At 46.0% G+C, this 25,875-nt stretch carries 35 protein-coding genes; all 35 read right to left on the reverse strand.

Annotation, left to right across the window (positions count from 1 at the left end; translation table 11 throughout):
* Positions 1-173: 173 nt before the first annotated feature.
* Positions 174-470 carry a hypothetical protein gene (locus FYJ65_RS04650; RefSeq protein ID WP_154554196.1) on the reverse strand — a complete coding sequence of 99 codons (297 nt, stop codon included), beginning with the start codon at positions 468-470 and terminating at the stop codon, positions 174-176.
* A 1-nt stretch (position 471) separates the two neighbouring features.
* Complete coding sequence (locus FYJ65_RS04655; RefSeq protein ID WP_154554197.1) at positions 472-1,176, reverse strand: N-acetylmuramoyl-L-alanine amidase; 705 nt, start codon at positions 1,174-1,176, stop codon at positions 472-474.
* A 1-nt stretch (position 1,177) separates the two neighbouring features.
* The gene (locus FYJ65_RS09790) at positions 1,178-1,456 is read right to left on the reverse strand and encodes a holin (RefSeq protein ID WP_154554198.1); all 279 of its coding nucleotides are present in this window, start codon (positions 1,454-1,456) and stop codon (positions 1,178-1,180) included.
* 77 nt (positions 1,457-1,533) lie between these two features.
* Positions 1,534-1,668 (reverse strand): hypothetical protein, encoded by a 135-nt coding sequence (locus tag FYJ65_RS09750; protein ID WP_268890079.1) that lies wholly within the window; start codon positions 1,666-1,668, stop codon positions 1,534-1,536.
* Between the two features lie 15 nt (positions 1,669-1,683).
* Positions 1,684-2,046, reverse strand: a complete 363-nt coding sequence (locus FYJ65_RS04665; RefSeq protein ID WP_154554199.1) for a hypothetical protein — start codon at positions 2,044-2,046, stop codon at positions 1,684-1,686.
* Positions 2,047-2,058: 12 nt separating this feature from the next.
* The gene (locus FYJ65_RS04670; protein WP_154554200.1) at positions 2,059-3,063 is read right to left on the reverse strand and encodes a hypothetical protein; all 1,005 of its coding nucleotides are present in this window, start codon (positions 3,061-3,063) and stop codon (positions 2,059-2,061) included.
* Positions 3,060-4,712: a hypothetical protein gene (locus FYJ65_RS04675; RefSeq protein ID WP_154554201.1), complete on the reverse strand. Its 1,653-nt coding sequence runs from the start codon at positions 4,710-4,712 to the stop codon at positions 3,060-3,062. Before FYJ65_RS04675 ends, FYJ65_RS04670 begins: the two co-directional genes overlap by 4 nt.
* A 62-nt stretch (positions 4,713-4,774) precedes the next feature.
* Positions 4,775-5,626: a hypothetical protein gene (locus tag FYJ65_RS04680; RefSeq protein ID WP_154554202.1), complete on the reverse strand. Its 852-nt coding sequence runs from the start codon at positions 5,624-5,626 to the stop codon at positions 4,775-4,777.
* Positions 5,616-8,531, reverse strand: coding sequence for a tape measure protein (locus tag FYJ65_RS04685; protein WP_154554203.1), 2,916 nt, complete (start codon positions 8,529-8,531; stop codon positions 5,616-5,618). The genes FYJ65_RS04680 and FYJ65_RS04685 overlap by 11 nt, the downstream gene beginning before the upstream one ends.
* 13 nt (positions 8,532-8,544) lie before the next feature.
* Positions 8,545-8,790, reverse strand: a complete 246-nt coding sequence (locus tag FYJ65_RS04690) for a hypothetical protein (protein WP_154554204.1) — start codon at positions 8,788-8,790, stop codon at positions 8,545-8,547.
* Between the two features lie 53 nt (positions 8,791-8,843).
* Complete coding sequence (locus tag FYJ65_RS04695; protein ID WP_154554205.1) at positions 8,844-9,233, reverse strand: hypothetical protein; 390 nt, start codon at positions 9,231-9,233, stop codon at positions 8,844-8,846.
* Positions 9,234-9,236: 3 nt separating this feature from the next.
* Positions 9,237-9,419 carry a hypothetical protein gene (locus FYJ65_RS04700; RefSeq protein WP_154554206.1) on the reverse strand — a complete coding sequence of 61 codons (183 nt, stop codon included), beginning with the start codon at positions 9,417-9,419 and terminating at the stop codon, positions 9,237-9,239.
* A gap of 10 nt (positions 9,420-9,429) precedes the next feature.
* Positions 9,430-10,035 (reverse strand): hypothetical protein, encoded by a 606-nt coding sequence (locus FYJ65_RS04705; protein ID WP_154554207.1) that lies wholly within the window; start codon positions 10,033-10,035, stop codon positions 9,430-9,432.
* A 3-nt stretch (positions 10,036-10,038) separates the two neighbouring features.
* The gene (locus tag FYJ65_RS04710) at positions 10,039-10,419 is read right to left on the reverse strand and encodes a hypothetical protein (RefSeq protein WP_154554208.1); all 381 of its coding nucleotides are present in this window, start codon (positions 10,417-10,419) and stop codon (positions 10,039-10,041) included.
* Positions 10,416-10,835, reverse strand: coding sequence for an HK97 gp10 family phage protein (locus FYJ65_RS04715; protein WP_154554209.1), 420 nt, complete (start codon positions 10,833-10,835; stop codon positions 10,416-10,418). Before FYJ65_RS04715 ends, FYJ65_RS04710 begins: the two co-directional genes overlap by 4 nt.
* A 3-nt stretch (positions 10,836-10,838) precedes the next feature.
* Complete coding sequence (locus tag FYJ65_RS04720) at positions 10,839-11,174, reverse strand: phage head completion protein (protein ID WP_154554210.1); 336 nt, start codon at positions 11,172-11,174, stop codon at positions 10,839-10,841.
* Positions 11,175-11,176: 2 nt separating this feature from the next.
* Positions 11,177-11,524, reverse strand: a complete 348-nt coding sequence (locus FYJ65_RS04725) for a head-tail connector protein (RefSeq protein WP_154554211.1) — start codon at positions 11,522-11,524, stop codon at positions 11,177-11,179.
* A gap of 14 nt (positions 11,525-11,538) precedes the next feature.
* Positions 11,539-11,769, reverse strand: a complete 231-nt coding sequence (locus tag FYJ65_RS04730; RefSeq protein WP_154554212.1) for a hypothetical protein — start codon at positions 11,767-11,769, stop codon at positions 11,539-11,541.
* Positions 11,770-11,832: 63 nt separating this feature from the next.
* On the reverse strand, positions 11,833-12,825 hold the full coding sequence (locus FYJ65_RS04735) for a major capsid protein (RefSeq protein WP_154554213.1): 993 nt from the start codon (positions 12,823-12,825) through the stop codon (positions 11,833-11,835).
* A gap of 21 nt (positions 12,826-12,846) precedes the next feature.
* A complete protein-coding gene (locus tag FYJ65_RS04740) occupies positions 12,847-13,479 on the reverse strand; it encodes a phage scaffolding protein (protein WP_154554214.1) in 633 nt (210 codons plus the stop codon).
* A 167-nt stretch (positions 13,480-13,646) separates the two neighbouring features.
* Positions 13,647-13,991, reverse strand: a complete 345-nt coding sequence (locus tag FYJ65_RS04745; RefSeq protein ID WP_154554215.1) for a YjcQ family protein — start codon at positions 13,989-13,991, stop codon at positions 13,647-13,649.
* Between the two features lie 17 nt (positions 13,992-14,008).
* A complete protein-coding gene (locus FYJ65_RS04750) occupies positions 14,009-14,329 on the reverse strand; it encodes a DUF7675 family protein (RefSeq protein ID WP_206157312.1) in 321 nt (106 codons plus the stop codon).
* Positions 14,322-15,848 carry a phage minor head protein gene (locus FYJ65_RS04755; RefSeq protein WP_154554216.1) on the reverse strand — a complete coding sequence of 509 codons (1,527 nt, stop codon included), beginning with the start codon at positions 15,846-15,848 and terminating at the stop codon, positions 14,322-14,324. The genes FYJ65_RS04750 and FYJ65_RS04755 overlap by 8 nt, the downstream gene beginning before the upstream one ends.
* A complete protein-coding gene (locus FYJ65_RS04760; RefSeq protein WP_154554217.1) occupies positions 15,841-17,322 on the reverse strand; it encodes a phage portal protein in 1,482 nt (493 codons plus the stop codon). The genes FYJ65_RS04755 and FYJ65_RS04760 overlap by 8 nt, the downstream gene beginning before the upstream one ends.
* 220 nt (positions 17,323-17,542) lie before the next feature.
* Entirely contained in the window at positions 17,543-17,875 is a 333-nt protein-coding gene (locus FYJ65_RS04765) for a hypothetical protein (protein WP_154554218.1), read from the reverse strand.
* On the reverse strand, positions 17,876-20,164 hold the full coding sequence (locus FYJ65_RS04770) for a hypothetical protein (RefSeq protein WP_154554219.1): 2,289 nt from the start codon (positions 20,162-20,164) through the stop codon (positions 17,876-17,878).
* Positions 20,165-20,362: 198 nt separating this feature from the next.
* A complete protein-coding gene (locus FYJ65_RS04775; protein ID WP_154554220.1) occupies positions 20,363-21,631 on the reverse strand; it encodes a PBSX family phage terminase large subunit in 1,269 nt (422 codons plus the stop codon).
* Positions 21,628-22,014, reverse strand: a complete 387-nt coding sequence (locus FYJ65_RS04780; RefSeq protein WP_154554221.1) for a hypothetical protein — start codon at positions 22,012-22,014, stop codon at positions 21,628-21,630. Before FYJ65_RS04780 ends, FYJ65_RS04775 begins: the two co-directional genes overlap by 4 nt.
* Positions 22,011-22,454 carry a terminase small subunit gene (locus FYJ65_RS04785; protein ID WP_331469431.1) on the reverse strand — a complete coding sequence of 148 codons (444 nt, stop codon included), beginning with the start codon at positions 22,452-22,454 and terminating at the stop codon, positions 22,011-22,013. Before FYJ65_RS04785 ends, FYJ65_RS04780 begins: the two co-directional genes overlap by 4 nt.
* A gap of 302 nt (positions 22,455-22,756) precedes the next feature.
* Positions 22,757-23,221 carry a sigma-70 RNA polymerase sigma factor region 4 domain-containing protein gene (locus tag FYJ65_RS04790; protein WP_154554222.1) on the reverse strand — a complete coding sequence of 155 codons (465 nt, stop codon included), beginning with the start codon at positions 23,219-23,221 and terminating at the stop codon, positions 22,757-22,759.
* 248 nt (positions 23,222-23,469) lie between these two features.
* A complete protein-coding gene (locus FYJ65_RS04795; RefSeq protein WP_154554223.1) occupies positions 23,470-24,309 on the reverse strand; it encodes an ATP-binding protein in 840 nt (279 codons plus the stop codon).
* A gap of 13 nt (positions 24,310-24,322) precedes the next feature.
* Positions 24,323-25,138 carry a hypothetical protein gene (locus FYJ65_RS09665; RefSeq protein ID WP_235898202.1) on the reverse strand — a complete coding sequence of 272 codons (816 nt, stop codon included), beginning with the start codon at positions 25,136-25,138 and terminating at the stop codon, positions 24,323-24,325.
* On the reverse strand, positions 25,101-25,376 hold the full coding sequence (locus FYJ65_RS04805; protein WP_154554224.1) for a hypothetical protein: 276 nt from the start codon (positions 25,374-25,376) through the stop codon (positions 25,101-25,103). Before FYJ65_RS04805 ends, FYJ65_RS09665 begins: the two co-directional genes overlap by 38 nt.
* Entirely contained in the window at positions 25,369-25,704 is a 336-nt protein-coding gene (locus FYJ65_RS04810) for a hypothetical protein (protein WP_154554225.1), read from the reverse strand. Before FYJ65_RS04810 ends, FYJ65_RS04805 begins: the two co-directional genes overlap by 8 nt.
* On the reverse strand, positions 25,701-25,868 hold the full coding sequence (locus tag FYJ65_RS04815; RefSeq protein WP_154554226.1) for a hypothetical protein: 168 nt from the start codon (positions 25,866-25,868) through the stop codon (positions 25,701-25,703). The genes FYJ65_RS04810 and FYJ65_RS04815 overlap by 4 nt, the downstream gene beginning before the upstream one ends.
* Between the last annotated feature and the right edge of the window lie 7 nt (positions 25,869-25,875).

Consider the following 25,875-nt stretch of genomic DNA (forward strand, 5'->3'; position numbering starts at 1 on the left):
CCTTGTAAAATAAGGATTTCATTCTGTTTTGTCAGTTAAATTTGTTTCTTGTATGTAACTTGTAGGAAAAAAATACTATAAGATTTTTCGTTTTTTTCAGCTATTGTTTATTTGTTATTTTAGCACATATAGGCTTCTATATCACGTATATCACGCAAAAAATCGGGGCAGAATTAACTCCTGCCCCGTTCCAAATCGTCTATTCTATGGTTTGCAACCTTCATCTTTTCCTCTGCCAGTGCCGTCTTGGTTTCCACAGCGTAGAGCCGTTCAACTGCATTATTATGAAGCTCAACCTTCTTTGTCAGTTGATCCAGCTTATACTCTATCATGCGGATTGTTTCGTCGTGTTTTCGCTCCGCTTCTTCAGCCACACTTTTCTGCTGAGCTTCAAACCTTTCCTGCTGGCAGTGGTTATTGATTAGGCAGACAATGACCGCCCCGCAAACCGAAATCAATGTTTCTACCATCCTATTTCCCTTTGTAAACGGGCTTACCGGCACTGTTAAAAACGGTGTAGCCGTTTTTATCGGCACAAGCCTTAGCGTTGGCCAAACTACGGAATGCGCCCTTCTGAGATTTTTCGTTATCCCAGCTTTTTCTTACACGGTACACTTCTTTTTTCTTTTTCGAGGAATCACCCTTGAACGGAATGCCAAGATACTTGCAAATTCCCTCTGCGATTCCTTTACCGTACGCCTTCTGCTTGCTCTTCATCTTCGCCAGGTCTGCCTTAATAGATCCGCATTCGAAGATTACTGCCGGGGCATTCGTTGCGTTAAGCTCATACAGATCAGTTCTGCGGCCAACGCCACGAGTTTTGATACCTACGTACTTCATTACGTACTGATTCATCAGCTTTGCCGCCTTCTTGCCCTTTGCAGAGGTATACAGCGGAATCGTACCGGACGGCGCCTTAGAGTAATCACAGTGCAGGGCCACATGCAGCGAAACACCGGCAGCGTTGGATTTCGCAACCTGCTTAACCATGTTAATGTTGTTCGCCGGGTAGTCAGTAATCACCTTAACCCCGGACTTCTTTAAGTAGCTAATGGCATACTTGGCAATGCCCTTCATCAAACCCGCTTCGGTATACTTTCCATAGGTGCATCCGGAATCCCATCCGCCATTGGTGCTGGTTCCATGTCCCACGAACAGCGCTACAGTTTTACTCATACTAAATCACCTCGCATTCCTTTACTTCATCCACAGCTTCCGCTTCATCGTCTGTAGCTTCTTCATCCGCTGCGTCTAGTGCAGCCTGTGCCTTGCATTCCGGAAGTCCATTGACAGATGTCAGCAGTGACAGCACACCCGCCAAAACAGTCGCAGATCCTACCATCTTCCAGTCAACGCTGGTCACCATTGTCGCGGTCCCGATTGTCGCTACGGCAGTCTGTGCCATTGTCTTCACTGCACGGATTCCCGCAGCCTTCCACCAAATCTTGTTAAACATTTGTTCCATCCTTTCTTTTTTGCATATAAAAAAGCAGCCGGTATTGGCTGCTTTGGTTGATATATTTAATTGTTCAACTAATTGTTCAACAGTTCAACAAGGTCCTTGTACTCTTCGTCTGTCAACTTTCCAAGCGTATACAAGAGGTCAATTCTCTTCGCCAAACCGTCCGTTCTTCCAAGCTCTATAAGTCTTTTTGCAATGTTATACATGATATTCCCCTTCCGTTATTCAGTAATTCCGATTTCAAGCATTGAAACCCTGCATTCCTGGTCAATAACTGCCTGCAATCCGTCCACTTCCAGAATCGTTGTTCTTTCGTCAATCGTTTTTGCGTTCTGCTTTGATTCGTATGTTTCGCCGTTCAATTTGGCGATTTCCTGCCTTGCAATCTCACGGGCTGCAAGTTCATCCTTGCAATCTTCTGTGGTCAGGCTGCCTTCCGTCAGTTTTAAAACAATATAGTCTGTAAACCTTAAAAAAGTTTCATACCATAAAATCTTTGCAAACCATTCCGGTTCTTCACTATTTTTAACATAATCTTCCAGCACATCCATTTCATATTTTTTGGCGATTTTGTTAATATCCATGTCGCACCTCCCTTAGTATCTCACTCTAAAAGCTCTAAAGGTCGCTTTAACTTTTGCCGTAGAACTTCCTGTATTTATACATTTAATCACAAATTTATCTCCGTTAGCGTTGATATACGCCCCGTATACATGTACATTAGAAACATTCTTCCCCGAAGATGTAGCATTAGAAAGATACCAACCCGCAAGAATACTAGGGCCTGCCATACCGAAATTATAAGTGAGTTCTTTTGATTCTCCAGCCGCTATCGTTTGATTGTCCAGCACGTAATCTGAAATGTAATATGCAGCATAGAAGTATTCTTCATATGATTTAACTCCGGTTCCTCCTTCGGCTACCGGCAAAGCTTTGTTATCAAACAAATTCTTCCGTGCGTCCGTAGAGGTTGCTGCCCCGGTGCCACCTTGTGCAATCGGAATCAGGCCATTGATTCTACTTGCTGTAAGCCCGCCGCTTGTGCGATCCAATGGCAAAGTCCCAGTCACTCTGTCCATCGGCAGCGATCCGTCGATTTGATTCATTGTGTGTTTGTGATTTGTCCCAGCGTCCCATACGGAAAAGAGTTTGTCCAACCCGTCAAGATTGATTCCATTCAATCTCACACGATACAGCGGGAATTCATGCACGGAATCACCGTTTAAGATATTCCCCTCTACTACATCTGGGTCCTTAGGTGCCCCTGTGGTCGGGGTGCCTTTCAGCACTTTCAGCACCATACTCTCGATGCCATCAGTTTCTTCGTAATGGCACACGATAATGTCGTTGCGCTTGTATCCGGATGTGCCGTTGTCAATAGTAAGCTCGTCATATGTGCCGTGCGGGATCCTTGCATGCCGTCCGTGAACCATTACATCACCGCTCTTGATTCGGATTCTCGTTGTAGCAATTACTTCTGCCTCCAGCTGATTCTCAATCGGCAGCACAAATTGACTTGTACCGAAGAGTGCAGCGTATAATGCACCATCATCCGCTGCATTAACGTGCGCCTGTCCGGTTGCACCTGTGATTATTTTCATTTGTTCTCGCCCCCTATGCTATAGTCGATATTAATTACATCGTTCTGGATTGTAACAATCATGTTCGTAATCTTCTCACACAGTTCTATGCCGGTAACATCATCAATGCCACCCACAACATCGCCGATATCCGCCTCAAAATCCTCCAGTGTGACCTCCTGGCTTTCCGTATTGGATAGTGATTCAAGGCGGTCGATTCCACCGTTCACCAGTTCGGCGTAATTATCGTTAACAAGCGCATAAAACGCACCGTTATCCCAGGTCGGCGCTGCTTCCTCCATGTAGTAATACATGCCAGATACCCATGTCGGAGCGCCGCTCTTCTCTACCTTCTTCCGGTGATATCCATTCTTGAATGCCGGTGGTTTTTCATTCGAATACTGTGTATAATATTTGTTTTTCTTCCATGCAGGGGCCTTGTTTTTCTTCTTTCCCATACCCTTGACAGAAGTGTAGTGCTTTTTCCCCTTTTTGTCTTTGGTTATAACGTAATAGCTGCTGTAATTCTTTGCCCAGTCCGATGGCTTTCGAGTTTGCTTCTTGTAGGTGTTGTAACTGATTCCGGATACCGATGGATATGTCACCTCTACACCATCATCGAATCGATAATAATAATTGCTGTAGTTTTTCGCCCAGTCCGATGGCTTGGTGGCTAGCGTAGGATAAGTAGTGCTGATCACAACAGAATCTACCGCCCTATAGTCAGAATCAGACGTATCTGAATCGTTTTTTTGGTAATAGTTCTGATATGTCTTACTCCAATCTCCCGGCTTGGTATCGAGCGCAAAGTACTCCTGCTGTGGCTCCACACCGGTATAGCTCTCGTGCTCATCAGTGCTGCTGTCGCTTAGCTTAAAGTAGTTTTTGAAGTTCTTCGCCCAGTCGTGCGGCTGACTTGTAAGCGGAATATAATTCTGAGTCAGTCCTGCGTTAGACAAATCATAAACCTCTGCGATTTCGTCGAGTCCAATCATCACCTGCATTGATTTGTCCAGGATATAATCCGTATCTTGCATGGGCGTGTCTGTTGTAGCGTATGGCTGCAGGGCGCCGAATTCATCCGTAAAAAGATGTATCACATACCGTTCTTTCAGTTCGCCTTGACCGAGACAGATTAGATGGTTGACGCCACCCTTGTTAGACGATATTTTGAAATTCACGGTGTTATCTTTGCAATAGGTGAGATAGTCGCTGTAATCATCTATAAGCTCCGCCCAAATGTGACACTTTGAATCAAGCGCACTATAGCGCAGCTTCAGCTTGCAGTTTACGGAATCCAGCATTTTGATAATCCCTGAATATAAATCTGTATACCGGTCAAACTGGTACTGGTTGATTTCAATATCGGATTCGTTCGCAACAAACAGGTCTGACAAGCCCACCTGTGCGATCAGCATGTTCAACACGTCCTGCGCATTTCCGTCTACAACAACATAATCTTCGCCGTTCTGCGGCTCCACCACCCTCGTGGCGAGAATTCCTCTGAAGTTCCGCCCAGTGTACACAATTTCATCAGATTCGGTATCATGAGATATCTTGTCGATAATACCGCCGTATTCCGTGCCATCGATATACCACCAGTACTTTTCTTGCAGAAGGTCTCTGTTGTCCGTCAGTGTCTTAATTTCAAAATCCTTCTGGTCCGCCAAATCGATATCTAACGCATATTCACTTAGAACACCAAGCTCGAACCGCGTATGGTCGAGGAATATTAATTCCATTTTGGTTCCGTCCTTTCCTCGTATAGTGTTACCGTGAATTCAAACGCGCCGTTCCACGACACAGCGTTGTTCCCCTCCGGAATCTTTGCGAAAAGGTCATGCTCTTTATTTCGGTAACCGAAAACCGACTCACTGTTTCCGGCAAGATCTACCAGCACGGCCTCCTTGTTCAGTCCGTCAATCTTCAAATATTCGCCCCGCTCTACGGTCAAATCGAATTCATACAGGTTGCTCCCAATCCGCACCGAAGGGTTGTACGCATAACCGTTGATAATGATTACTACTGCAGCGTCTGTAATAGCGTTGTTGGTTATTGTCATATGTGTGCTATCCTCTGCCAGATAGTCGTATGGGTATCCATATGGTGGGGATTTTAATCCCTTTGCAGTCCCGGAAGCCTCGCTCGTTTCGTGGCTTGTACTCAAGAATTCTGTTTTTAGTTCTTTAATCCATACAGACTTTTCGGCGACAAAACTAAGGTTAATATTTGCTTTCAGTCCCGATTCCAAAAAAGCAGAGGGCTCGGACGAAAAGAAATACCCGTTAAGGTAATAGTCACCGATGTAGAGCTTCCCTTTCTGCTTCTTCTGTACATCGTAATCAATTACATCATGCAGGTGGTTCTTCGCAGCTGTACAATCCGCTGCATCACCGGCAATAATGACAACAGGAAGCTGCCTTTCGGACAGCCCCCTGTTAAACCGCGCGATTCTGTTGTAGCTCTGGTAAGTCTCATAACTCCATGAATACTTTCGGATCTCGTTGTACTTAATATAATACGGTGCCTGCCCAAATAAGATTGTCTGACCTTTGCTGTTAACATATTTCATCTTATCGAGCATAAGTTCTCACCATCCTTCCAAGCTCTCTGTCGTTCCATAGGATTTTCTGATTCTCCACGTTCATGGTTAACTCTCGAAGCAGCGCAAGAATCTGCATCAGAATTTCATCTTGATTGCTTCTACCGGATACCGGAATCATAGGGTTTCCGGACGTATCAACGCTAACATCGCTGCCCATAGAATAGGTTGCCTTGACTTTCGCCGCATCGATCATATTCTGCGCGGCAGCCTCAATGGTTGGAATCTCCTGTTCCATTCCGACAGCGACACCTTTGGCCAGGAATACGCCGACTTCGTCACGGAAAACACGTGATGGTGACCTAACCTCAGCTCGCTTATTAGCGGCACTCTTAGCTCTATCGATTGCGGACCGTGCAGCAGATTCGATGAAGTGCGTTCCGCTGGTAATTCCGGATGCAATACCTCTTGCAAGGTTTGAACCGGTATCATTCATCTTTACCCCTCGTGCGCCCTTCTTAGCGCTTTCCGCTGCGGATTTGCCGGCCTTCTTGTTTTCCCCGGATGCACTCTTTACCCCTGTGGCGAGCTCCTTACCATGCTTCTTTCCGGTCCCGCTTAAGCTCGTCGCTCCGGCCCCGGACTTCGTTGCACTGGCAAGGGATTTACCTGCGGATTTTGAAGTTGATTTCGTCGAGCTTACACCGGTAGCATAGCCTTTTCCGCTTTTCTTTCCGGCTTTTTTTGCCGTAGACGGAGCTTTATCCATCTCCTTCTTCATCGCCTTATTCAGCTCCGCAGTTGCTTCTTTGACGGTCATGTTTCCGGATGCAAGCTGCTCCTTGATATTGTTAACCGCCTTTTGCGATGATCCTTTTGCATTCTCCGCCATTTTATCGAACTTAATCAGTGCATTCAGTTCGGATACGGTTGCCGGAATCTGATACGTACCGTTCTTGATTCCCCTTGTGAGAGATGCTGGAATTTCTTTACCTGCATAGCCTGCCTTCTTGATAATTTGGTCCCATGCTCCTGTCGCAATCTGCGCCATATTCTGCTGCTTCTGCGCTTCCTGAGAATACGTAGCCGTCGCCTTAGTAAGATCATCTACTTTCGCCTTTGCTTCGCGCAGTTCACGCTGCATTTGGTCGTTTGTATAACCTTTTTTTCTGGCATCGCTTACTTCCTGTTCCTTGGTTTTCAGCGCTTCCTCTGCTTCTGCAAGCTTTACTTGTGATTCGGCGTATTTATCAAGGGCTTCCTGCCCCTGTTTGATATACGCGTTCTGAATCGCTGCTTCCTTTTGCGCCTGTATCTTTTTATGGATTGCTTCCGAAGTCTGATTAAGTTTATTTTTCTCTTCATCATACTTCAGGTTCAATCCATGCACGGAATGATTCAGCTTATCAACGTAGGTCTTGATGAGCTTCTTATCATTCGCAGATTGATGTTCTTTAGACATCAGCTGATCCAGGCGTTCCGAGTAGATTTCCGCAGATTTCGCCTGTGATTCTGCCTGGTTCCTGGTTGAAACTACGGTCTTAGCGTGTTCCTTCACCATGTCGTTGGCTGCCATGGTAGCCTGGTGTGTACTCTGATATACTTTATAGAATGCAAATGCCAATCCGCCGGCTGCAGCTGTCACCCCGGCAATGGTCAATGCCATCGGATTGATTGCGATAGACAACGACGACAGCTTCGACCACATCCCGCTGAGGACCACATTAGACGCTGTAATCTGCCCGGTAAGAACTCCCTGTGCAACCGACATGCCCTCTGCCGCCGCCTTAAACTTAGCCATCGCTACGTTAGACCTAATTACGGACCCGGCAAGCTTCAGCGCCGGACCTGCAGCCAATGTAAACGCTGCGCCTGTCACCTTGACGCTTGTCGGTAGAGCCTTAAATATTTTTACGGTTGTTCCAAACACGGAACCAAAGGTTTTACCGCACTTCTTCGCTTTCTCTTCAGCACCTCCAAGCCATTCCTTAGCGTCGTTCATTGCCGCCACGAGCTGGCTGGAGAAGGTCCCGGCATCATCCGATGCACCTAAGAAATTGGCTCCCACTCGTCCAAGAGCGGCGCCAACATTTTTCATGGCACCTCTTACGGTTTTCCCGCCGTTCTGGGCCGCTCCGCCCATGCCCTTCTCAATAGCAGTTTGGAATTCTCCGATTTTGATACTTCCGGAAGAAACCTCTTTTCGCACCTGATCCATAGATTTCCCGGTGGATTCTGCCAATAACTGCCAGATAGGGATTCCTCGGTCCGCAAGCTGATTCATTTCCTCTGCAGATATCTTTCCGTTTGCCGCAACCTTATTGAAGATAGAGCCCATGTCTCCCATGTTCGTCCCGGCTATTGTGGCAGCATCTCCCACAAGGGTCAGATATCTTTCCAGCTCTTTACCCGGTTTAATACCTGCTGCCACTGCAGCCGCTGCCGTAGTGGCCGCCTCATCCATTCCGAACGCCGTTCCTTTTACGGCAGTCATAGCGTTCGCCATGATGGTCTTTACGTCCTTCGCCGAATTTCCGAGCCCGGTCAGCTTTGCTTTCGCTTCGTCGATTTGGGTCATTCTTGACCAACCTTTATGGATCACCATACCGGCAAGAGCCGTAGTGGCAATCATAGCCGGCTTCGTGATAAAGTTGGTCAGCTTCCCGCCCACCTTCTGGCATGCCTTCCCGATTCCATCGGTAACTTCAAGCGAGCGCTTCTGTGCTTCAGTGAGCCCTTTTCGTGCCGATTCGCCGATACCTCCAAAGGCTTCGCTTGCGGATTCTCCGATGCCTTCCATGGACTTGCCGGAAGCCTTCTCCGCTTCCGACATTGAATTTTCTATTTGTGCTGTTGCGTTTTTGGCTTTACTGGTCGTTTCGTCCAGCTTCGCCGTTGCCGCTGCGTTATCTATTGCAATTTTGCCAAGTAGCTGGAATAATTCCATGAAACGTCCCTTTCTAATTTAAGCTGAAATTCTCTAGTATGTTCATTGATTTTTGTACAGTAACCTCAACCTGCTCCATGTCTACCGGATCAGGTTCTGTTCGTTCAACCTCCCCGAGAAATTCCGCATAGGTCTTTCCTTCCACCTTTGCAAGGAAGAATTCCCACATGGTTTTATCCTTCATTTCTTCCTGCAGGATATCCAACAAATCATCCAGGTAATCCGACAGCTTCCTGTTTCGAATTAACTGATTAAGCAATGCTGTCGGGTCACCGTACCGCCGATAAAGCAAGTCCCATATTTGTGTATCCCCTAAGCAAGCAGCCTTAACGCAGCCCCGAAAAAATCCCGGAATTCCTCCTTCTTTACGATGTTCATGATAATCTCAAAGAAAGTCGTAATCGGAAGCTTCCCCACCTTCTCAGCCGGGATACCTGTAAGATCTGACACGAACCGATACACGTCATGCTTGCATGGCTCCATGTTATTCAGAATGATTCCCGCAGCGTCGAAGAAAACGTTGTATCCAACTGTTTCCTGCAAGCTCTGATCACCATCTAATACAGCTGCAGCAGCAACATTAATCAGTTCAGGTGTGAACAAATTCTTGAACTCTCCTACGCCAATCTTTCCCAAGATTGTTGTGATAGTAAAGAAATCATCCGCCTGCAGTTCTCTGAGAGTATACTTTTTTTCGCCCATTTTTTAATCCTCCGTCTTATTTTTGTTATCATTGTCATTTTGTGCAACCTTATTTCCGGGCCGCACTACTCCCGCCGCCACAAGCTCGTCATAGCGCTTCCGGGGGACGTCCAACACATCCCCCACACCATAACCAGTGTCCGGCTTGTTCTTGTCCCTAAATGGGGCAATTACAACCGCTCTCATGGTTTATCTCCTATGCCGTAATGTTTGGCACATAAATATGATACGGCAGTGTATCTGTCTGGCCAGCAGACAGTTCCGCATAGCACTCGAAGGTTGCCGGTGTTACGGCTGCTTCTTTATTCTTGCCTTCTGCCTCCAAGCCGGATGTGCAGAGGGCATAATCAAAGATGATTACAATCGGTGTGCCGTCTGTCATGAATCCAACATAACCAAAATTCTCAACGTAACTAGCATCGCTAATGTGTGCATCCGATTCGATTACTGTGAATCTGCTGTCCTCAGACGCGCCTTCCTTACCGATTACGACCGCCTTAATCCAGTCTTTCGTAAGCTCAACCATGTTTGTTTCGATGGTTGCCTTTTCACCCGTCTTAAAGGACAGTCCTTTTGCCTTAACGAGAACACCATCCACGTCAACGTCTGTGATCTCCGGTGTAATAGACAGCTTTGTTCCGCCGGATGTGGCGCCAATAATTTCGCCTGCCCAGCTGCCCTGTCCTCCGGAGCTGCCTTTTGTGAATGTAAGTCCACGGTACAGAGTACCGGCTCCGAGCATGATAGACTTCGGCGTGTTCGCGGTAACGCCGGAAACCTTGAAATCTTTCCATTCTGCCATGGTTTAATTCCCCTTCCATTCTTTTATCGTTAGTATTATTTGAATCTTCTTAAGCTCTGCATCCCCCGTCGGAATGTTGGCCAAAGAATATGCATAAAAAATAACCACCACGCCATTCGGGGTGATGGTCCTACGTCCCGCAATTGGGTCGAAGTAACGTTCAATTTTCTCTTTCGCTGCTTCCAGATCTTGATATCCTTCTCGGGTAAAGCCTTCCAACGTAAATGTGACCTCTTGCATTCCGTCTTCGTTTTGCGGTTCGCTTTCCTGGTAATCACCTACGAAATACGGATACTTTAATGGTCCCTTCCACTCTCTGAACTGGTAGTTCAACCCGGCGGCTTTCATCCCATCCGAAACAGCACTTAAAACTGCTGTGCTCATTTCATTTGTGCTCCAATCGTCAACTCTGCAAGCTTGATGATTTTCGGCTTGGTCGATGTGTATGCCGTGAAAAACGCTCTGGTTGGAGTCTTCCCCTTTGTACAATGCCAGTTTCCATTACGGTCACGGTATTTCCAGCCGCCTTTTCTGCCGTCTCCATGGATTGCATATTCACCCGTGCCAAATTCCTCCCAGATTGCATTTTCCAGAGGGTTTCCGATTGTGGCAACGGTTATTGTCCCGGATTTGGCAACGTTATACTGCCACGCACCTTTGGTTTGACCGGTATCGACTCTCGTGTTCCGCTGCGTCTGTGATGTCAGTTCACCTGCAGCTTCGTGCAGAAAGGCCTCGATAGCCCCATTCAGAGCCGCTTTAACGGCCGCGCTGTTGTCATGAAACTCCACATTTGCCATTGCTTACTGCCCTCCGGTGTACTTGAGAAATATTTCCAAATGCTTATGCAGCCCCATCGGGTCATCAATCAACTTGATATCGTACACGGCGCCGTCTATCATCATGCGGCTGTTCTCTTCGGTGATTTGGTCATCCAGGGCCACATAGTCACCGATGAAAACATGCGTGGCTTCTTTTACCTTAGCATCGTAAGCTGTATAGTCTGCTTCACCGCCGGAGTAATCCAGGAAGCCGGTTAATGTGCCTACATCTTCCCAGACGATTACAGCTTCACCGATTGCATTTACTTTGTCAGCACGGCACATTTGGATTACCGCCTGTCTATTTCCGCCAATCATACTCAGAACCTCGCCTTCACATATGGCCGTAAGAAACCCATTAAAGCCCTTGGGTAGCCCTGGACGTAGTTGTCACCGTTCGCATCTGCATAGGTTACGGAGTGTCTGCTGATGGTTTCTGATTGGATTCCAATCTTGTCACGGTTGTCCATGTCCCATTTCAGCAGGTTTATCGCACCGAGTTTGATATCTGCAGGATAGTTGATTTCGCCGTTATTTGCGTACTCATGAAAATTATTGTGCGTATGATTCTGCACAATCTTTTCGACTGCATCCAGCTTCATCTGCAGCATTGCATCGGTCTCTTCCGTGGTAATGTATGATCTAAGCTCTGTGACAGTCATAATCATACGATATCACCGCCTTATTTACCTTCTTCTGCTTCGTCCTCAGCCGTTTCTTCAACAAACTCAGAAACGCTGTAACCTGCATGTTCGCCGAACCAGTTGGCAAGCCGTTCATCTTCGATGATTGCTTCACCGTGCGCAAACTGCACTCCGCCGGCATCTACTCCGCAGAAGCCCGGATTTGTGTCAACTGTGATTCTGTACTGCTTCTTTGCCTTTGCGGCAGCCTTCTTGGTATTTGTTGCCATAGTTCCTTTCCCTCCTATAAATCCGGTGTGGCAGAGGCCCGCCACACCGTCCGCATTGAAAAACTAGCCAATCTTAATGTTCCGAAGAACCCCTGCGTGCTGCGTGTTCTTGAGAACTGTAGCTGCAACCATCTCGACCTCTCCATCCTTCACGGCGCCCGGATCATCGAAATTTGGAACATAGGTCTTAATGCTTGCATCCCCTGTCAGAGTAGCCGCATGGAAACCATCGTTAATGTCGAACTTCACGCCGTAGATGTCGGTAAGTCCGGTCTTCTCGCTACCGCCAACAGAACGCTTCAATCCGGATTTCACAACACTGTTTGCTGTAGCAGTATCGCCGGAAACTGTATAGTGATTACCAAGGTCCATGAATCTTACACCATCCATGGAAACAACCTTTCTGCCGAACGCTTCCTCAGACTCGGTCTTGTAGCCAAGCGTTCTCGCAAGCGTCTGCACCTTGCCCAGCATCTGAGTGTTCATCAGCAGCGCATCTGCATCGGTCATTCGTACGAGGTTCATCAGTTCCTCGTAGAGCTGATCTGCGTTTGCTCTGAGTGATGTAATGTTGGACACGTCAATGATGGATCCGGTATTGAATTCTGTAGATGTACCTACAAGCATCTTATCCAGTCCGTCAAACTCTTCCGTTGAGGTTGTGCTGTTACCATTAATAAGTGTGTGATGGAACAGCGAGATTGCGGCTCTAATCTTCTCTTCCATCTGGAAGCTCAGATTATTGTACCGTCCCTCCGCTGTCTTCAGCACACGGTCCATCGTGAACTTTCCTCCGAAAATTTTGAGGTTTGCGCTCTTCTGTTCTACGGTTGCCTGAGATGACTCATATTCCTGGTTCAGCTGTCTGAACGCTGCTGTGGATGGAAGCTTCTTCTGCAGGTACGAATATGTCAGAGTGCTGCCTCCGCTCGGAGATACAGTATCATCAAATGGCAGCATCTGCAGAATTTCGGATTCCCGAAGGAATGTATCCACTACCTGCTGAGCTACCTTGTCGGACATTCCGGCTCTCATTTCGGCCAATGTCATTGCCATAAAATCACCTTTTTCCTTTCTTTACTGTGCGCCATCACCTTCATAGTGCATCTTTAATGCTTCTGCAAGGTTCTTAGGCTCGGGTTTGTTGTTGTTGCCGCCCTTCGGCAGCTGACCACCACCAAGCGGCTTTAAGCCGCCGTTGTCGCCGGAGTTAAACATTGTCGGGAATGCAGTCTTGAGTGTTTCAATCTGCTTATCCCATCCTTTAATGGAATCATTTTCATCCAGTTCCAATGTTTCCCCGTTTTTCTTAAGACTTTCGTCTAATTTGAATGTGAGGTAATCAACATCAACTGCATTTTCTGAAAGAAGCGCTACTTTGATTGCAGATTTCAGCTTGGTATCTGCCAGCTGCTTTTTCAAATCCGTCACCTGTCCTTCGTAGGCTGTAATCTTTCCCTGCAGTTCATCATTGCCTTGAGTGTCAGCCTTCAGCTGAGTAATCAGAGTGTTCGCCTTGTCCAGTTCGTCCGTCTGACTGTCATATTTCGTCTGTAAGGCATCGTATTTGCCTCTGCCAACATATTCTCCTTCAGAGAGGTCGGCATAACGTACATGCTTCAGTTTGTCCGGTTCATTGGCGTTCACCTCATCCATCTTTGCCTTCACCTTTTCAAAAAGTTCACTTCCTAGCAATTCTTCTAATTTCATCACAATTCCTTTCCGAGCACTGTCTTTGCGTGCTCTCCCGATAGTTTTTAAGACTTAACTGGTCTGCTCTGCGGATAGTTTAAGAGCCATAACGCATTTTTGGGCAATAAAAAAGCATCCTGCCAAGGTTGGCAAAATGCTTGTAAACAGTATTTAATTGTGCCGTCTTACATGAACGGCGTAATCTCTTTTATGTCCTTTAGGAATTGCTTCGCCTTCTCCATAAATGAGTTGTCGCATAAATAGTCAATTCCCTCCGGTGTGATTCTTGTATTCTCCAGCATCGTGGCATAAGGTGTTTCCTGTCCGTCTATGTCTACAAAAACGATTCCTTCAATCAGTCCCATGCGGTGCATATTGTATATGACATATGCCCAATAGGATTTGTTGATTCTAAGCAGTTCGCTCCCATAGTTCAGCTTATTGCCGTCTATCGGTTCCCCCTTCTTTAGGCACTGATATAGATATGCCAGGAGCTGATACACTATCACATGGTAATCGTCTTTTGCCATTTTAGCCCCAACTTACCTCATTTTCGCATAAAATCAAGAAGATTCGCCCAATCCGGGTATTCCTTGTCAAAAGTTTCCTTTTCTTCTGCTGTCAGTTTATGTGGGTAATCTTCAAACAAGTCAAATTCGTTTTTCTTATCAAAACTAATTATATATTCCCAGAATTCATCGCCCGTATCTTTCCACCAAACTTTATCATTTATATTCCATTTAAGCCATCCATCTGATGTGACTGCCGGGGTCTTAAGTGTAGGAGGCTTTTCCCTTCCAAAAATATCGAGATCATCAATTACAATACCTCTACTAAGTGCTTTTTCATAATATTCATAATCATTCATCTTCAAGGGCCTCCTTCATTAACTCATAGAAAGCCGGGTACTTTGATTTGAAACTTTCCGGCGCTTCCATGTATTCTCGATATGGTTCTGAAATGAATTCAAGCATCCTATCAATTCGCAAATCACCGTTTCCATCAAATGCATCTTCCTTTTTGTGAACATAGATTCTTCCTTGATATTCAGATATAAGCTTATCACTTTTTACAAGCAAAACATCAACAGCATCGCCATTGGTTCTATGTTTTGTTTCTGGTATTATATCAGATGAATTCACATCTTTGAATATAGCTTTTTTTAATGCTGTCACTTTTTCTTGGTTCATTACTTTTGCATCCACCAAATGCCCGATTTCGTGATACACTTCATCTAACGTTGCACCTGCTGCGATATACATAATATCCCGTTTTTTATCATAAGCACTTCCTCCACCACCAACCACAATCGTTGTTGATTTCATTGCATCAACAACTTTTGCCGGTGTATTTTCGATTGCCTTTAAGATAGTTATCTGTTCATTTACAACATTTCTTGCTCCAGGTGCCTTCTTAAACAAAAAATCGACTAAACCATCCGGAACATCCAAATACGCTTTTCTAAACGCTTCAAAATCTTTCGCCTTATCCAGCCCGAAATATTCGGCTCTGGCTTTCAGCCGTTCCAGCTCGTCATCGTCCAGCGCCCACCGTGCCCGCTGCAACAATGCACACCGGCAATTAATATCCTGTGAAGCAAGTCCAAATGCGGATGGATACATTACTTGTATTCCTCCAACATCAAATGGTTCATCCAGTTCCTTGATTTGCCCGTCCAATTCCCTGTGTAGCGGCCGTGTCCTTCCGTCCAATGTGGCATCCCATTGTTTCATGATATCTGCCCCGGCAGCCATTGCTTTGTGCTGTGCATCGAATGCAGCCGTACACTGAACACGATGCCCTTCTGTCCTAGCAATTCGCATGGACTTATTGAATCCGATTTTTGAAGCGTTGCTGATGTTTCGTGCAATGTTTGCATAACTGTCTGCTGTGGCAATCCCGCGGCTCACTTCGTTCCGAATGTGCTTGCTCAATTGATGCACATATTCGCCATACAACCGTTTTGACACCTTCGGGCTAAGCTGCACTGCTTTTACCATAGCGAGTTGATTTATTGGCATAACAAGCGGAATTCCTTGCCCTGCTAGGTCATACATCGTACCGGTATAGCCTAGCTCGTAACTGTTTTTTAGATATCTATTTATGCTCTCATAATTCTTATTGTTCAGCTCCGCTATGATGTTATCAATCTGCTGTTTCAAAGATTCCTGAAAGTGTTTCTGATAGATTTTCGATTGCAAGATAGACAGCTGCACCTCATCCAGTTCATCGATATCCTTTAACAAAATATCAATTTCGCGGCTCTTCAGGTGAATCTGTTCGCTTACCCGCTTAGCAGCTTGTCTGTAGTCTCGGCGCAGCCTTGCAAGCACTTGCCCTTCTGCAGACAGCTTAGCCTTTTCCACTTCAAGTTGTCTTTTATTCAATTACCTCACCACCAGCATCCCATTCCGGCTCTATCCCATCAAGTGCTTTTCCGGCGCTGTTAACACCCGCTGCAGCTTCGTCTGGGTCAAGCAGTTTGCCCTTTATATCCTCATAATCCAAATCAAGGACTTCGCAAATCCGCTGGAGAATTAAATCATTGTCCATATACGCTGCAAGCGCCAACAGTGTATTGATGTCAGTCTGTCTGATTTGGGCCTCCTTCAATCGGATGTCCGCATTTTCTCCGGCGTTGGCCATTAGTTCAGGGTTGATATCGATGTAAACCTGATCTGCAGTGTATCCAGTTCCATTCTTTTCATTAATCTCTGCAATCACAATCTCTACTAGGTCGGAGAGCAGCAGCTCTAACTGGTCAATAATCTTACTGCAGCGCATCTCTAAGAGCGAATAGCTCTGCTTGATTGCAATATTGGTCGTTGCATTGGTATCCTTCATACCAGATAAATTCAACCCCATCCCGAAGCGGTAGATATTGGTCTCATCGATGTCTATTTTGGTCTTTCGAGCCTCATATGGGATTGCAATGGTGTGCACTTCCAGACCGGCATTACCTTCATCCGGGACGCCGATGCGTCTCTTAGTCCGAAGGTTCGTCGTGAGCTCTTCCATGCTCTGCCCTTCGAATCCTTTGACAACATAGATTGGATTGTCAAAATCTCCGATGTTGTTGGATAGGCCGCATGACATCATGTCATAGTCATCAATGAGCAGCTTCACCGTGTGCAAGTGGCTGAGCTGCTTCTTGTTATAATCAATCCTATGAAATGGCAGGAAACCTAGGTTCTTTGAGCTGAGGTTCCCATCCGCATCTTTGTACACAGCATGAGGCCGCGGATTAATTTGAACTGAATCGTCATAGACAATTTCCCCGTTGTCCTCTTGCTTGTAGTAATAGGTGTTTTCATCATCAACAACAAGCACCTTGAACTGCATCTTGCCCGCCTTATCAATACGGTCCTTGTATTTCCAAATGATTTGGTCCTTTCCATCATCGGCAAACCGTCCCTCTACTTCTACTACGCCAAGGCTATCTGCATTCTCAAAGCAGAGGCGGTCATCCTTGCCGAGATAGGTGTGGATGTAATCCCATCCCTTAACCTGCAAACCTGTGATTGTGTCTGATAACTCTACCTTGAACCGCTTGTTTGAATTAAAGTACTTATCCAGTTCCGCCTGCAGCTTCGGATCATCCGACATTACGAATCCGCTCTTATCGGACATGATTAGCTGCGTCGCCTGGTCCACAAGCTCTGTGAAGAACCGGTGCGGTATTTTGGCATTGGTTCGTTCGGTGTCTTCTACAAGGTTTCCGTTATCATCGAAGTAGAACATCCGATAACGCAGAATATCGTGTCTACCTTCGTAATACGCTTCCCCTGCCCGGGCCTGTCGTTTGGCTAACGAACCGGCATCCGCTTCAAGGAAGACTTTTATTTCTTCTTTTGTAAGCATGTAAGTAATCTCCTTCTTACTGCATAAATGTGCACCACCGTGCCAGCAGGCAACGTGCCCTCAACAATAAAGCCGTCGATAGTGTTAAAATCTATTTGTGCTATGTTTTCCCCCGGTATGGATGGAACTCGCAGCACTGAGTTGTTCACTCTTGTCCCACTAACGTATCCACCGATTGACGACAGTTTTCCGTTTCGGACCTCTGCATCAAGGATAGCCTTCATTTCTTCTCCAGGAGCGATTCTAAACGTGCCAGCGAGCTTTCTCCAATCGAAATTACCCCCCCATTTAACGATAAAAAGATGGTTTCATTTCGGTCGCTTTCCGGCGATTCGAGAATAATCCGAATTCGGGAAAAATCATATTTCTTCCCATCCGGTTCGGTATCCCGAGATAGGTTTGCGATTGGCTCGTCTGCGGATACAGTTTCAATCAGTTCCATTGGCTTCTCTTGCAGTGCCTCTTCAATTGCTGTTACCCTCTCTTCGATGGTTGCCTGCGGTTTGAATTTTTCTTCTCCAATCAAATCGTATATTTTTTGAATGTCTGCCATTTATGTCACCTCGTTTAGCTTGCGAACAAATGATACTTCTGTTTTTGCAGGTTCTTTCTTGTCAGTGTATTGTCCGCATAACATTACAATTGCTCCCGCATCTACCTCTATCCACTCTTTTAATGTTTCCGCCACCGTTACGTATTCCGTTGTTGGTGTATTGAGTTCATAATGCAGTGTAGCACCAGACAACGCCGATACTACTTCGTCTTCGGTTGAATATCTATCATCGTATATCCATACACTTTCACCTGTTGTCGAATGCGTCGAGATGCCTGTAGCCCCTTCAAAAATCTCGTTGATTGTTTTCGTTTTATAGATATTGCACAAATCGTCGTTCATTCTATTGAAAGTCCCACATGGCTTTGCTTTCGCTGGCAGTGTTGCAAAAAAAATACCGCTGTCATTTTTCTTCCATTTAAGGGCTCCAAGGTTTACAACGCCCACGTTCCGTGTGATGATTCCAGTGTCAACGTCAAGCGAGTCTCTCGCAATATTGGCACTACGCAGTTCCGGGAAACTGCACTTCGCAATCACTGTTTCGGAATATGGCGAAAACTCTTGTTCGCCTAAGGTTATTTGTATATCCTTTATTTCGACGTTTTTGGTACTTGAGGTATAATCAGCCCGAATTTTGTAAACGTCTTTCTCAATCGTCCGCACGAACTTCTGAAATTCTCCGTTCGATATGATATAAGGCGATGTTGTCGTTCCGTCAGTGTGGAAAAGTTTGAACCGAACATTATGACCTTCAGGGCACTTGATGCTATAGCTAAATGTTTTCCCCGCCGGGATGAAGACATCTGCTCCATGCTCTGTTCTAATACTCTCTTTCGGTGTAAGCACCCCGTCCACAATATTGAAGTCATCTCCAAAAGCCTTCAAGTCTAAAGTGTTCCTTCCTGTTGTCACAACATGTGTAACTGGTGCTTGCAACAGCATATAATCCGAATACTCATAACATTTTTCAGGATAGGTTCTCTCAAATTCGTAATATGAAGCAGGTTCCTTTCCTGCTCCATACAGTGCCGTGAGGTTTATCACGTTAATTGGCGCTTCCACATTCGGAACGTAAAAATACGAATTGTCGATATTTGTATAAGTTTGACATAATACTTTCGAATCCTCTGTTACCGAAAAAATCGCCCAGCATATATCTTTGGTATAGCTGGGAACCCCCTCGCCTCCCGCTATCATTTTTACAAATTCCCCGTATATTTGCGGAAAAACATCCGCAGAGTTATAACGAACGGCCACATACATTAAGTACTTTTGCTCGGATTGCACATTTGTGCCTATTTCGTGACCGTCTTTGCTCGCACCAAACCTAGCAACTGGACCGGTCAGTGAAATTTTCTTCAGATTTCCAACTTCTGCAACAGTTACGTTTCCATTGGTAGCCCATCTCTCCGCAAGCTGATTCCACACAACCGTTCTTCCTAAGATTTTGTCTATGCTGATATAATTCGTTCCACTTATAACATCAATACTAGACGTCCCTACGGAACGCACAACATCGTACGTCTGCCCCTTGTTTAGCTTCATCAGCGCATCTATTCTGCGCTCCTGCTTTCCTGCCTCTGCTCTGAACGTTGTGCCTTCGGCTTTAAGATTGTTCACTTCCGTTTGCAATTCGGCAGCATGAGCATCGAATTCTGCGGTCTTTCCGGCAGCGTTGGCATCGTATGCCGTCATTTTTTCGGTATGATTATCGTTGTACGCTTTAAGCTTTTCGGCAGCGTTACTGTCGTATACGCCCACCTTTTTCTCGGCATTGGCATTGTAGTCATTGGTTTTCGCACTGCTGTTCTTATTGAAGCCATCGGTCGCACTATCCACGACTTCTCGGAATTCTCCGATTGCTCCGTCTGAAACGCGCTGCATCATCTCATTCTTTTCGGATTCGGTGAAATAGTCCTTCCCTTTCACCGGTGTATAACCATCAAACTCGCCTGTGTCAGCTCTACGGATGATATCGGCTACGGTATCCTCCACCTTCTGCACCAATCCCTCAAATGTCAGCTTTTCTGTTGGGGTATACACATAATCCGGAGGCAGAGGGCGAGGTACCACTGAGAAAACAAATTCCTGCAGCGTACTATCTGCCATGCACTCATACGCGGTCTGATTGCCTGGATGCTGCAACAGTTCATCAGGAACTATGCACTCGCCGTTCACAACATCACAGCGGTATACCTCTCCGGAAATTACAAAATCCACGAAAACACCTCTGCAGTCCGTCAGCTTCTGCCCGGCATCCCACTGGTAGAGAATCTTATTCGTTTTCATTCTGTTTTTTCTCTCCTTCCTCGATGCTTATGCCATATGCAACCGATTTCAACCGGATGCACCTACGCTTCTTACACTTGTGTGTTCGGATTAAGCCATCGGTCAAATACCCGTCATAACGCGTACAGAACGCCGTTGGCTTCCGCGTCCAATTATCATCAATCAGTCGATACCACCATGTTTTTTCGTCATTGTCATTCATATCGTCCACCGCTTCATCTTTCTCCATCCTTCCACGCCATAACGTAGTGCTGCCATTGCATCATCCTGGAACGGAACCGGCTGATCTAGGTATTCCCCGGTCCTATCATCACGCTTCCATTTCCACTGCTGCAGCTCTTTGATTGTGTTGGTGCAGGATGGATGCACGTATATTTTCCTGCCTATTACCTTGCTCTTATCGTTCGGGTCCGTACTGCCCTTGAGCCATTCTATTTGTGCCTTCACAGAGCCGGCAGAACCGCCCTTATTTACGCCCTTCGCACGGTAACCGGCATCCTTCCACATCTTAATTCGGTCCGGCTCCGCAGAATCGCACCACATTACACGGTTCTTCGGCACGCCGGCATTATTGGCTTCCGCAATCCATTCCGCAGTATCCTTTTCGAATCCGTACAGTTCTCGTAGGATGTAGATATCCCCATCCTTCCACCCCAAAAGCAGAATTGCGTTGGCATGGTTAAATCCAAAGTCCTGCCCGATTGCGAAATCGTCGTAATCGTTGATGTTCTGGCTAATATCTTGGGGTTCCCAATTGTGCAATATAAGACCGCCAATTTCGCCCCATTCTCCGAGTCCATAGATTTGATACCCTTCCGGATCCACCTTCTTCCTTCGCTCCATTCTCTGCTTGTAAGCATCGTCAATGAAACGATTGGTAAGGTAGGTGCTGTGATGGGTTAATACGTTCGGATCCGGAATATCAAAAAAGACCTTCTTAATCCAGTGATTCTTGTTCACCGGGTTGAAGGTCATTCTGATTTGATAAAATTGTCCTTCCGGCAGCTCTCCCCTAAGACGGTCGTCTATGATTTCGAGGTCTGCCTGTGTAAATTCCGTCGCCTCTTCGAGCCACACATCAGTCAGTTTTCCCTTTGGGAATGTGATTGATTTCAGCTTCTCCCGCTGCCGATCATCGTTCATGCCGCGGAAGATAATCTGATTTCCATTGCTCCGACACGTAAGCATCTGAGGGCTTCGATTTATCTTCCAATACAAATCTGATTTGTCCCCAAACATCCGGTACACGGCACCAGTAAGCTCTGCAAAGGTGCTGTCTCTGTTTGTGATGTCCGATTTACGCATGGCGACTAGGTTCCTGCCTTTGTCCTGCATCAGCCTGAGAATATAGTTCTGCGCCGTGTCAACGCTCTTTCCCGATCCGGCCGAGCCTTTCATCACAATGTATCTCTTCTTGCTGTTGTCAACCTCTTTGAAGCATGGATTCGCCTGTACCTCGATGTTCATAAGCACCCCAATTCTTGGAACACCTTGAACAGCTTTGGTGACTGAATAGCAATCCAGTCGGTAAGTGTTTCATCCATCCCCCAGGTTTCAACCGTACCGCTGCAGTTCCAAATTCCGGATTCATAGAAAAACGCATGTGTTATTTCATGCCGTAAAACTTTCCTGCCATACGCATTCAGGTCCTGCACAGAATCCCGGGCGGGTTCAAGCCTCGCTATTTTGATTGTATGTGTGGTTACATCAATGCAGCCGTCAGCTTCTTCCGGCATTTCATTTGCCGGAACATCGAACTGTATTTCGTATTGTGTTCCAAGAATATCAATGTATCTGCGCTTACTTTCTGCGCCCGATACAGGAACAGCAACATTTACGTGCTCGCTCATTCTTCATCTCCATAATCAATGCTAATGTTCAGCTCCATATCGACCTGCTGCTCGACTTTTTCGGTGTATAATCCGTATCTTTTGCCCAGAAGCTCCGCCGCTTTCAATCTTTCTTTTTCGTCCGGGGACTTTCCCATTGCTCTCGCAACAGAGCAGCCTTCTCCGACACCTTCGACAACAACTACTTCTGACTGGCTTTCACCTCGCAGCACAGCAGTTAGGTATTTCAGTACTTCGTCCTGATTCGCAATAAGCTCAGCTTCCTTCTCGGCCATGCGCTCGTCGATATATGCCCGAATGTTTGGTTTTGCCATGTTCTCAGCTCCAATTCCCCTTGCACTCTTTGCTGAATACCCCGCCCGGATTGCAGCCTGTGTTGCATTGAGGTCAATCAGGTATTCATCGCAGAAACGCTTCTGCTTGGCTGTCAGTCTTGCCATTCTGCAACACCGCCTTTCTTAATAAATATTTCTTTCTCAACAAGAAAACGACTGGCACAATGCCAGCCGCTTCCAAGTATAAAGAGAGTGTATCATACCGGAGGTAAAACGGTACATTCGGAAATGCGCTATCCACAAATCCCACCGTAATACTATCACAGGTTATCAGTCAAAAAACTTACAGAAATGTCAAAATATTTGCAAAAATGTCAAATCATTCGCAGAAATGTCAAAATATTTGCAAAAGTGTCAAAATCTAACTGAAAATAACTAGGCAGAATAGCGAAAAACCAAAAGAGCCTTTAGTTATCACCGCCCTTCTGGTTTAGCATCTTCTGCACCTTCGACAATGCGCTGCCGTGTAACGTGGTCACGGTTGAATACGATTTGTCGATTGCGTCTGCGATCTCGTAGAAATCCATCCCCTGGACATATTTCTTGTGCAGCACATCGTATTCCGCAGCGGGGAGCTTCTCGATGGTACCGATCAGCTCCGCACGCTTTGCAATAAGTGTATTAATCATTCCGGCAATATCCGTTTGCAGGTCTACATAATTGCAAACAGCCGATTCCATTCTCTGCTGGTTCCCCGACGTCTGCACCCTCTCATTCCCGGAAAACCCTGTGATGGACGTCGCCATCAATCGCCAGTGTTCAAGTTCTTGTATTTTGTTTTCAATCAGCTTATCCAGCTTGTTAATCTGATTCAGATACTCTTTTGCGGTCAAGGTTCCCCCTTTCTTTTCCTTCCGGTCTGCATTACTCATGAAAACACCTCTATGGCCACTAATATGAGCCCTAGCGCGGATAAAACCATCAGAGTGAAATTCCATCCCAGAGCAAAAGGCGAATCACCTTCGTCAAGTTCAATCCAAGCCAGCAGATACATGGTGAAGCAAAGTGTGAATATTACTGCCGCAAGGCTAATCACGAAACACGAACTGAACATTTATCCCCTCCTTTGCCCCTTGTGCATCCTGTTCATCAGCCTTCCGCAGGCACTCTTCTTTGCTATTCATAAATCCTCCTTTTCAGCCTGTATCCCCTTCAACATCCGATCTGTTTCCCAGAAATCATTTTTCAAGTTGATTCGTCTCACCGAATAGCCCTCCACCTTCACCGGATGGCACCGTTCTATAATCCGGTCATAGATTCGTCCCTGTTCCAGTGTAACCGGTTTCTTCAGTTGGTCCGTTGTCAGGTTCGTTGTAATAATCATAGGCTTTCCGGATCGATACCTTGCATCAATCACATTGAAAACCTGTTCTTGCATATAATCCGATTTCCGCTCTGCCCCCAGGTCGTCAATGATTAACAATGTACAGCGGGTGAGCCGTTTAATATAATCCTGCCTGCCTTCAAAGCTTTCCTGCAGTTTGTTAACCACAGTTGCAAAATTGGTCATGATAACGGTGTATCCTAAATCCAGTAATCCGTTTGCAATACACGCAGCCATATGGCTTTTACCCGTTCCAACAGGACCGGTGAATATCAGCCCCTTTCCTGTTTTCAGGAAATAGGGGAAATTCTTCACATAATTTTTCGAAATATCCAGAATTTCGTTCCCATTGGATTCTTTGAAGGTGCATCCCTGTAAAAGAAAATCCGTTTCCCCGAAACACCGCAGGCGGTTCCGCTCGATAACGACATTTCGTTGTGCTGCTTCCTCTGCATCCCGTTTCTGCTTCATGCAGGAACAAATACATCGAACCTTTTTAAAACCGTTTAAGGAGTTTATAATGCATTCCAGCGGGTCCCCGCAAGTGGTACAATGTAACAGCCCATCGGTTCCCAGATATTCATTTTCGCTTTCCGGTGCGCTTTCCGTAAAAGCATTTATTTTATAATTTTCCATACCCGATTATCTCCTAAAAATATCCATCCAAATCATCCTGATTTTCGATATAGCCTAAATCGTCGAAATTTCCGTTTTGAACGGCTTTTTTTGATTCAACATAATTCTTATCCAGATAATCAATATAACCGCTTCTGAAGAACGTAGAGCCGTTTTGCTGGTGTCTCCACTCTTCATCTAGGGCTAATTCTTTCTGGTAACGCTCAATCGCCCGTTTCATCTCGTCATATCCGATAGCATAGAGTTGTTTTTTCTTGCTATCAGTTATCTTTCCCTTTCCCCGTTTGTTCGGGTAAAGTTTCCAGATAGATTCAAAGAATTCATCAATTTCCGCCTTGGCTGGCTTGGATGACCCCAAATTTGCACCGTGCGATTCGTCAGAATTGCACATAGTATTATTATCTTGTACTATACTACCCTTACCTAACCTATCCTGGGTATCCAGTTGGTATACCACATGGTTGTCACTTGGTATACCAACTGGTTGACACAAGGTATACACGTTGTTATCCTTCAGTTGCAGCGCGTTTTTTTCTTCCTGGTACACAGTTCCTTTGTACCTATCGGGCCGGATATAATTGTGCACTTTCCAGTGCTTTATAACCACAATCCCGGATTCAAACGGGATAATGAAGTTCTTAAGTGTCAACAGTTTCAAATCGTCTTCAGACGCTCCGATCATCCGTTGTATCTTTTTCGGGCTATTGATGAATCCATCATCATCTGCACGCATGGAAAGGTGGAAATACAAGCATTGTGCTGAAAGTGGCATGTCGAGGAACGCATCAGAATCAATTATCGTCTTGGCAAACATCCGCCTCTCTGCCATCTGCCTCACCTTCCTTCTCTACATTTTCGCCTTCGCCATCTTCGATTTTCCGAATGATTCCCTGCTGGAGCAAGTCTACATCCGCATAATACGTAATACATGGGTGAATCTGCGCCAGTTTCGCGCGTTCCTCTACCTTAGCATCTTTAACCGGCGCAAGTGTTTTATGGCGCTCACTTCCAGCAATCTCGCTGATGTCTTCGCTGGGCCACCACCCAAGGCCCGGGCACTTAATCATGGTCACCACCCAGGGCCCGCTTACACTGCTCAAAACAGCCTATATCGGGCACAGGACAGCTTGCACAATCAAGAACACACTCATCAGCGCACCGCAGGGGATCTCCTCTGAACATGGCAACCTTATCAATAGCCTCGTATGGATTTGCCGCAAACACGAGGCACATAATTTCGAAATCAACATGTTCTACCGAATACAAGCCTTTCTCGTGGTAGAACGCAAGGTATCCGTTCCTCACAGTTCGCCCGCTGCACTCTGAATAATCCTCTCCCATCAGATGATGAAGAGCTTCTTCCATATGGGCTCTGTCCATTACTCTTCTTGTCATAAGTCCCCTCCAAAGTACGCCGATGCGATGATGGTCATGCCACTGGTTAATACAGCCGCACCGAGTATTGCCACATATGGTGTGCCGCAAATCAGCAGCAATGCGGATTGTGCAGCCAACATCAGCATGAAAATCGTGATAAAAATAATGTCCTGGATCAGCAATTTCTGC

The organism is Mogibacterium kristiansenii (assembly GCF_009695905.1).
Lineage (GTDB): Bacteria > Bacillota > Clostridia > Peptostreptococcales > Anaerovoracaceae > Mogibacterium_A > Mogibacterium_A kristiansenii.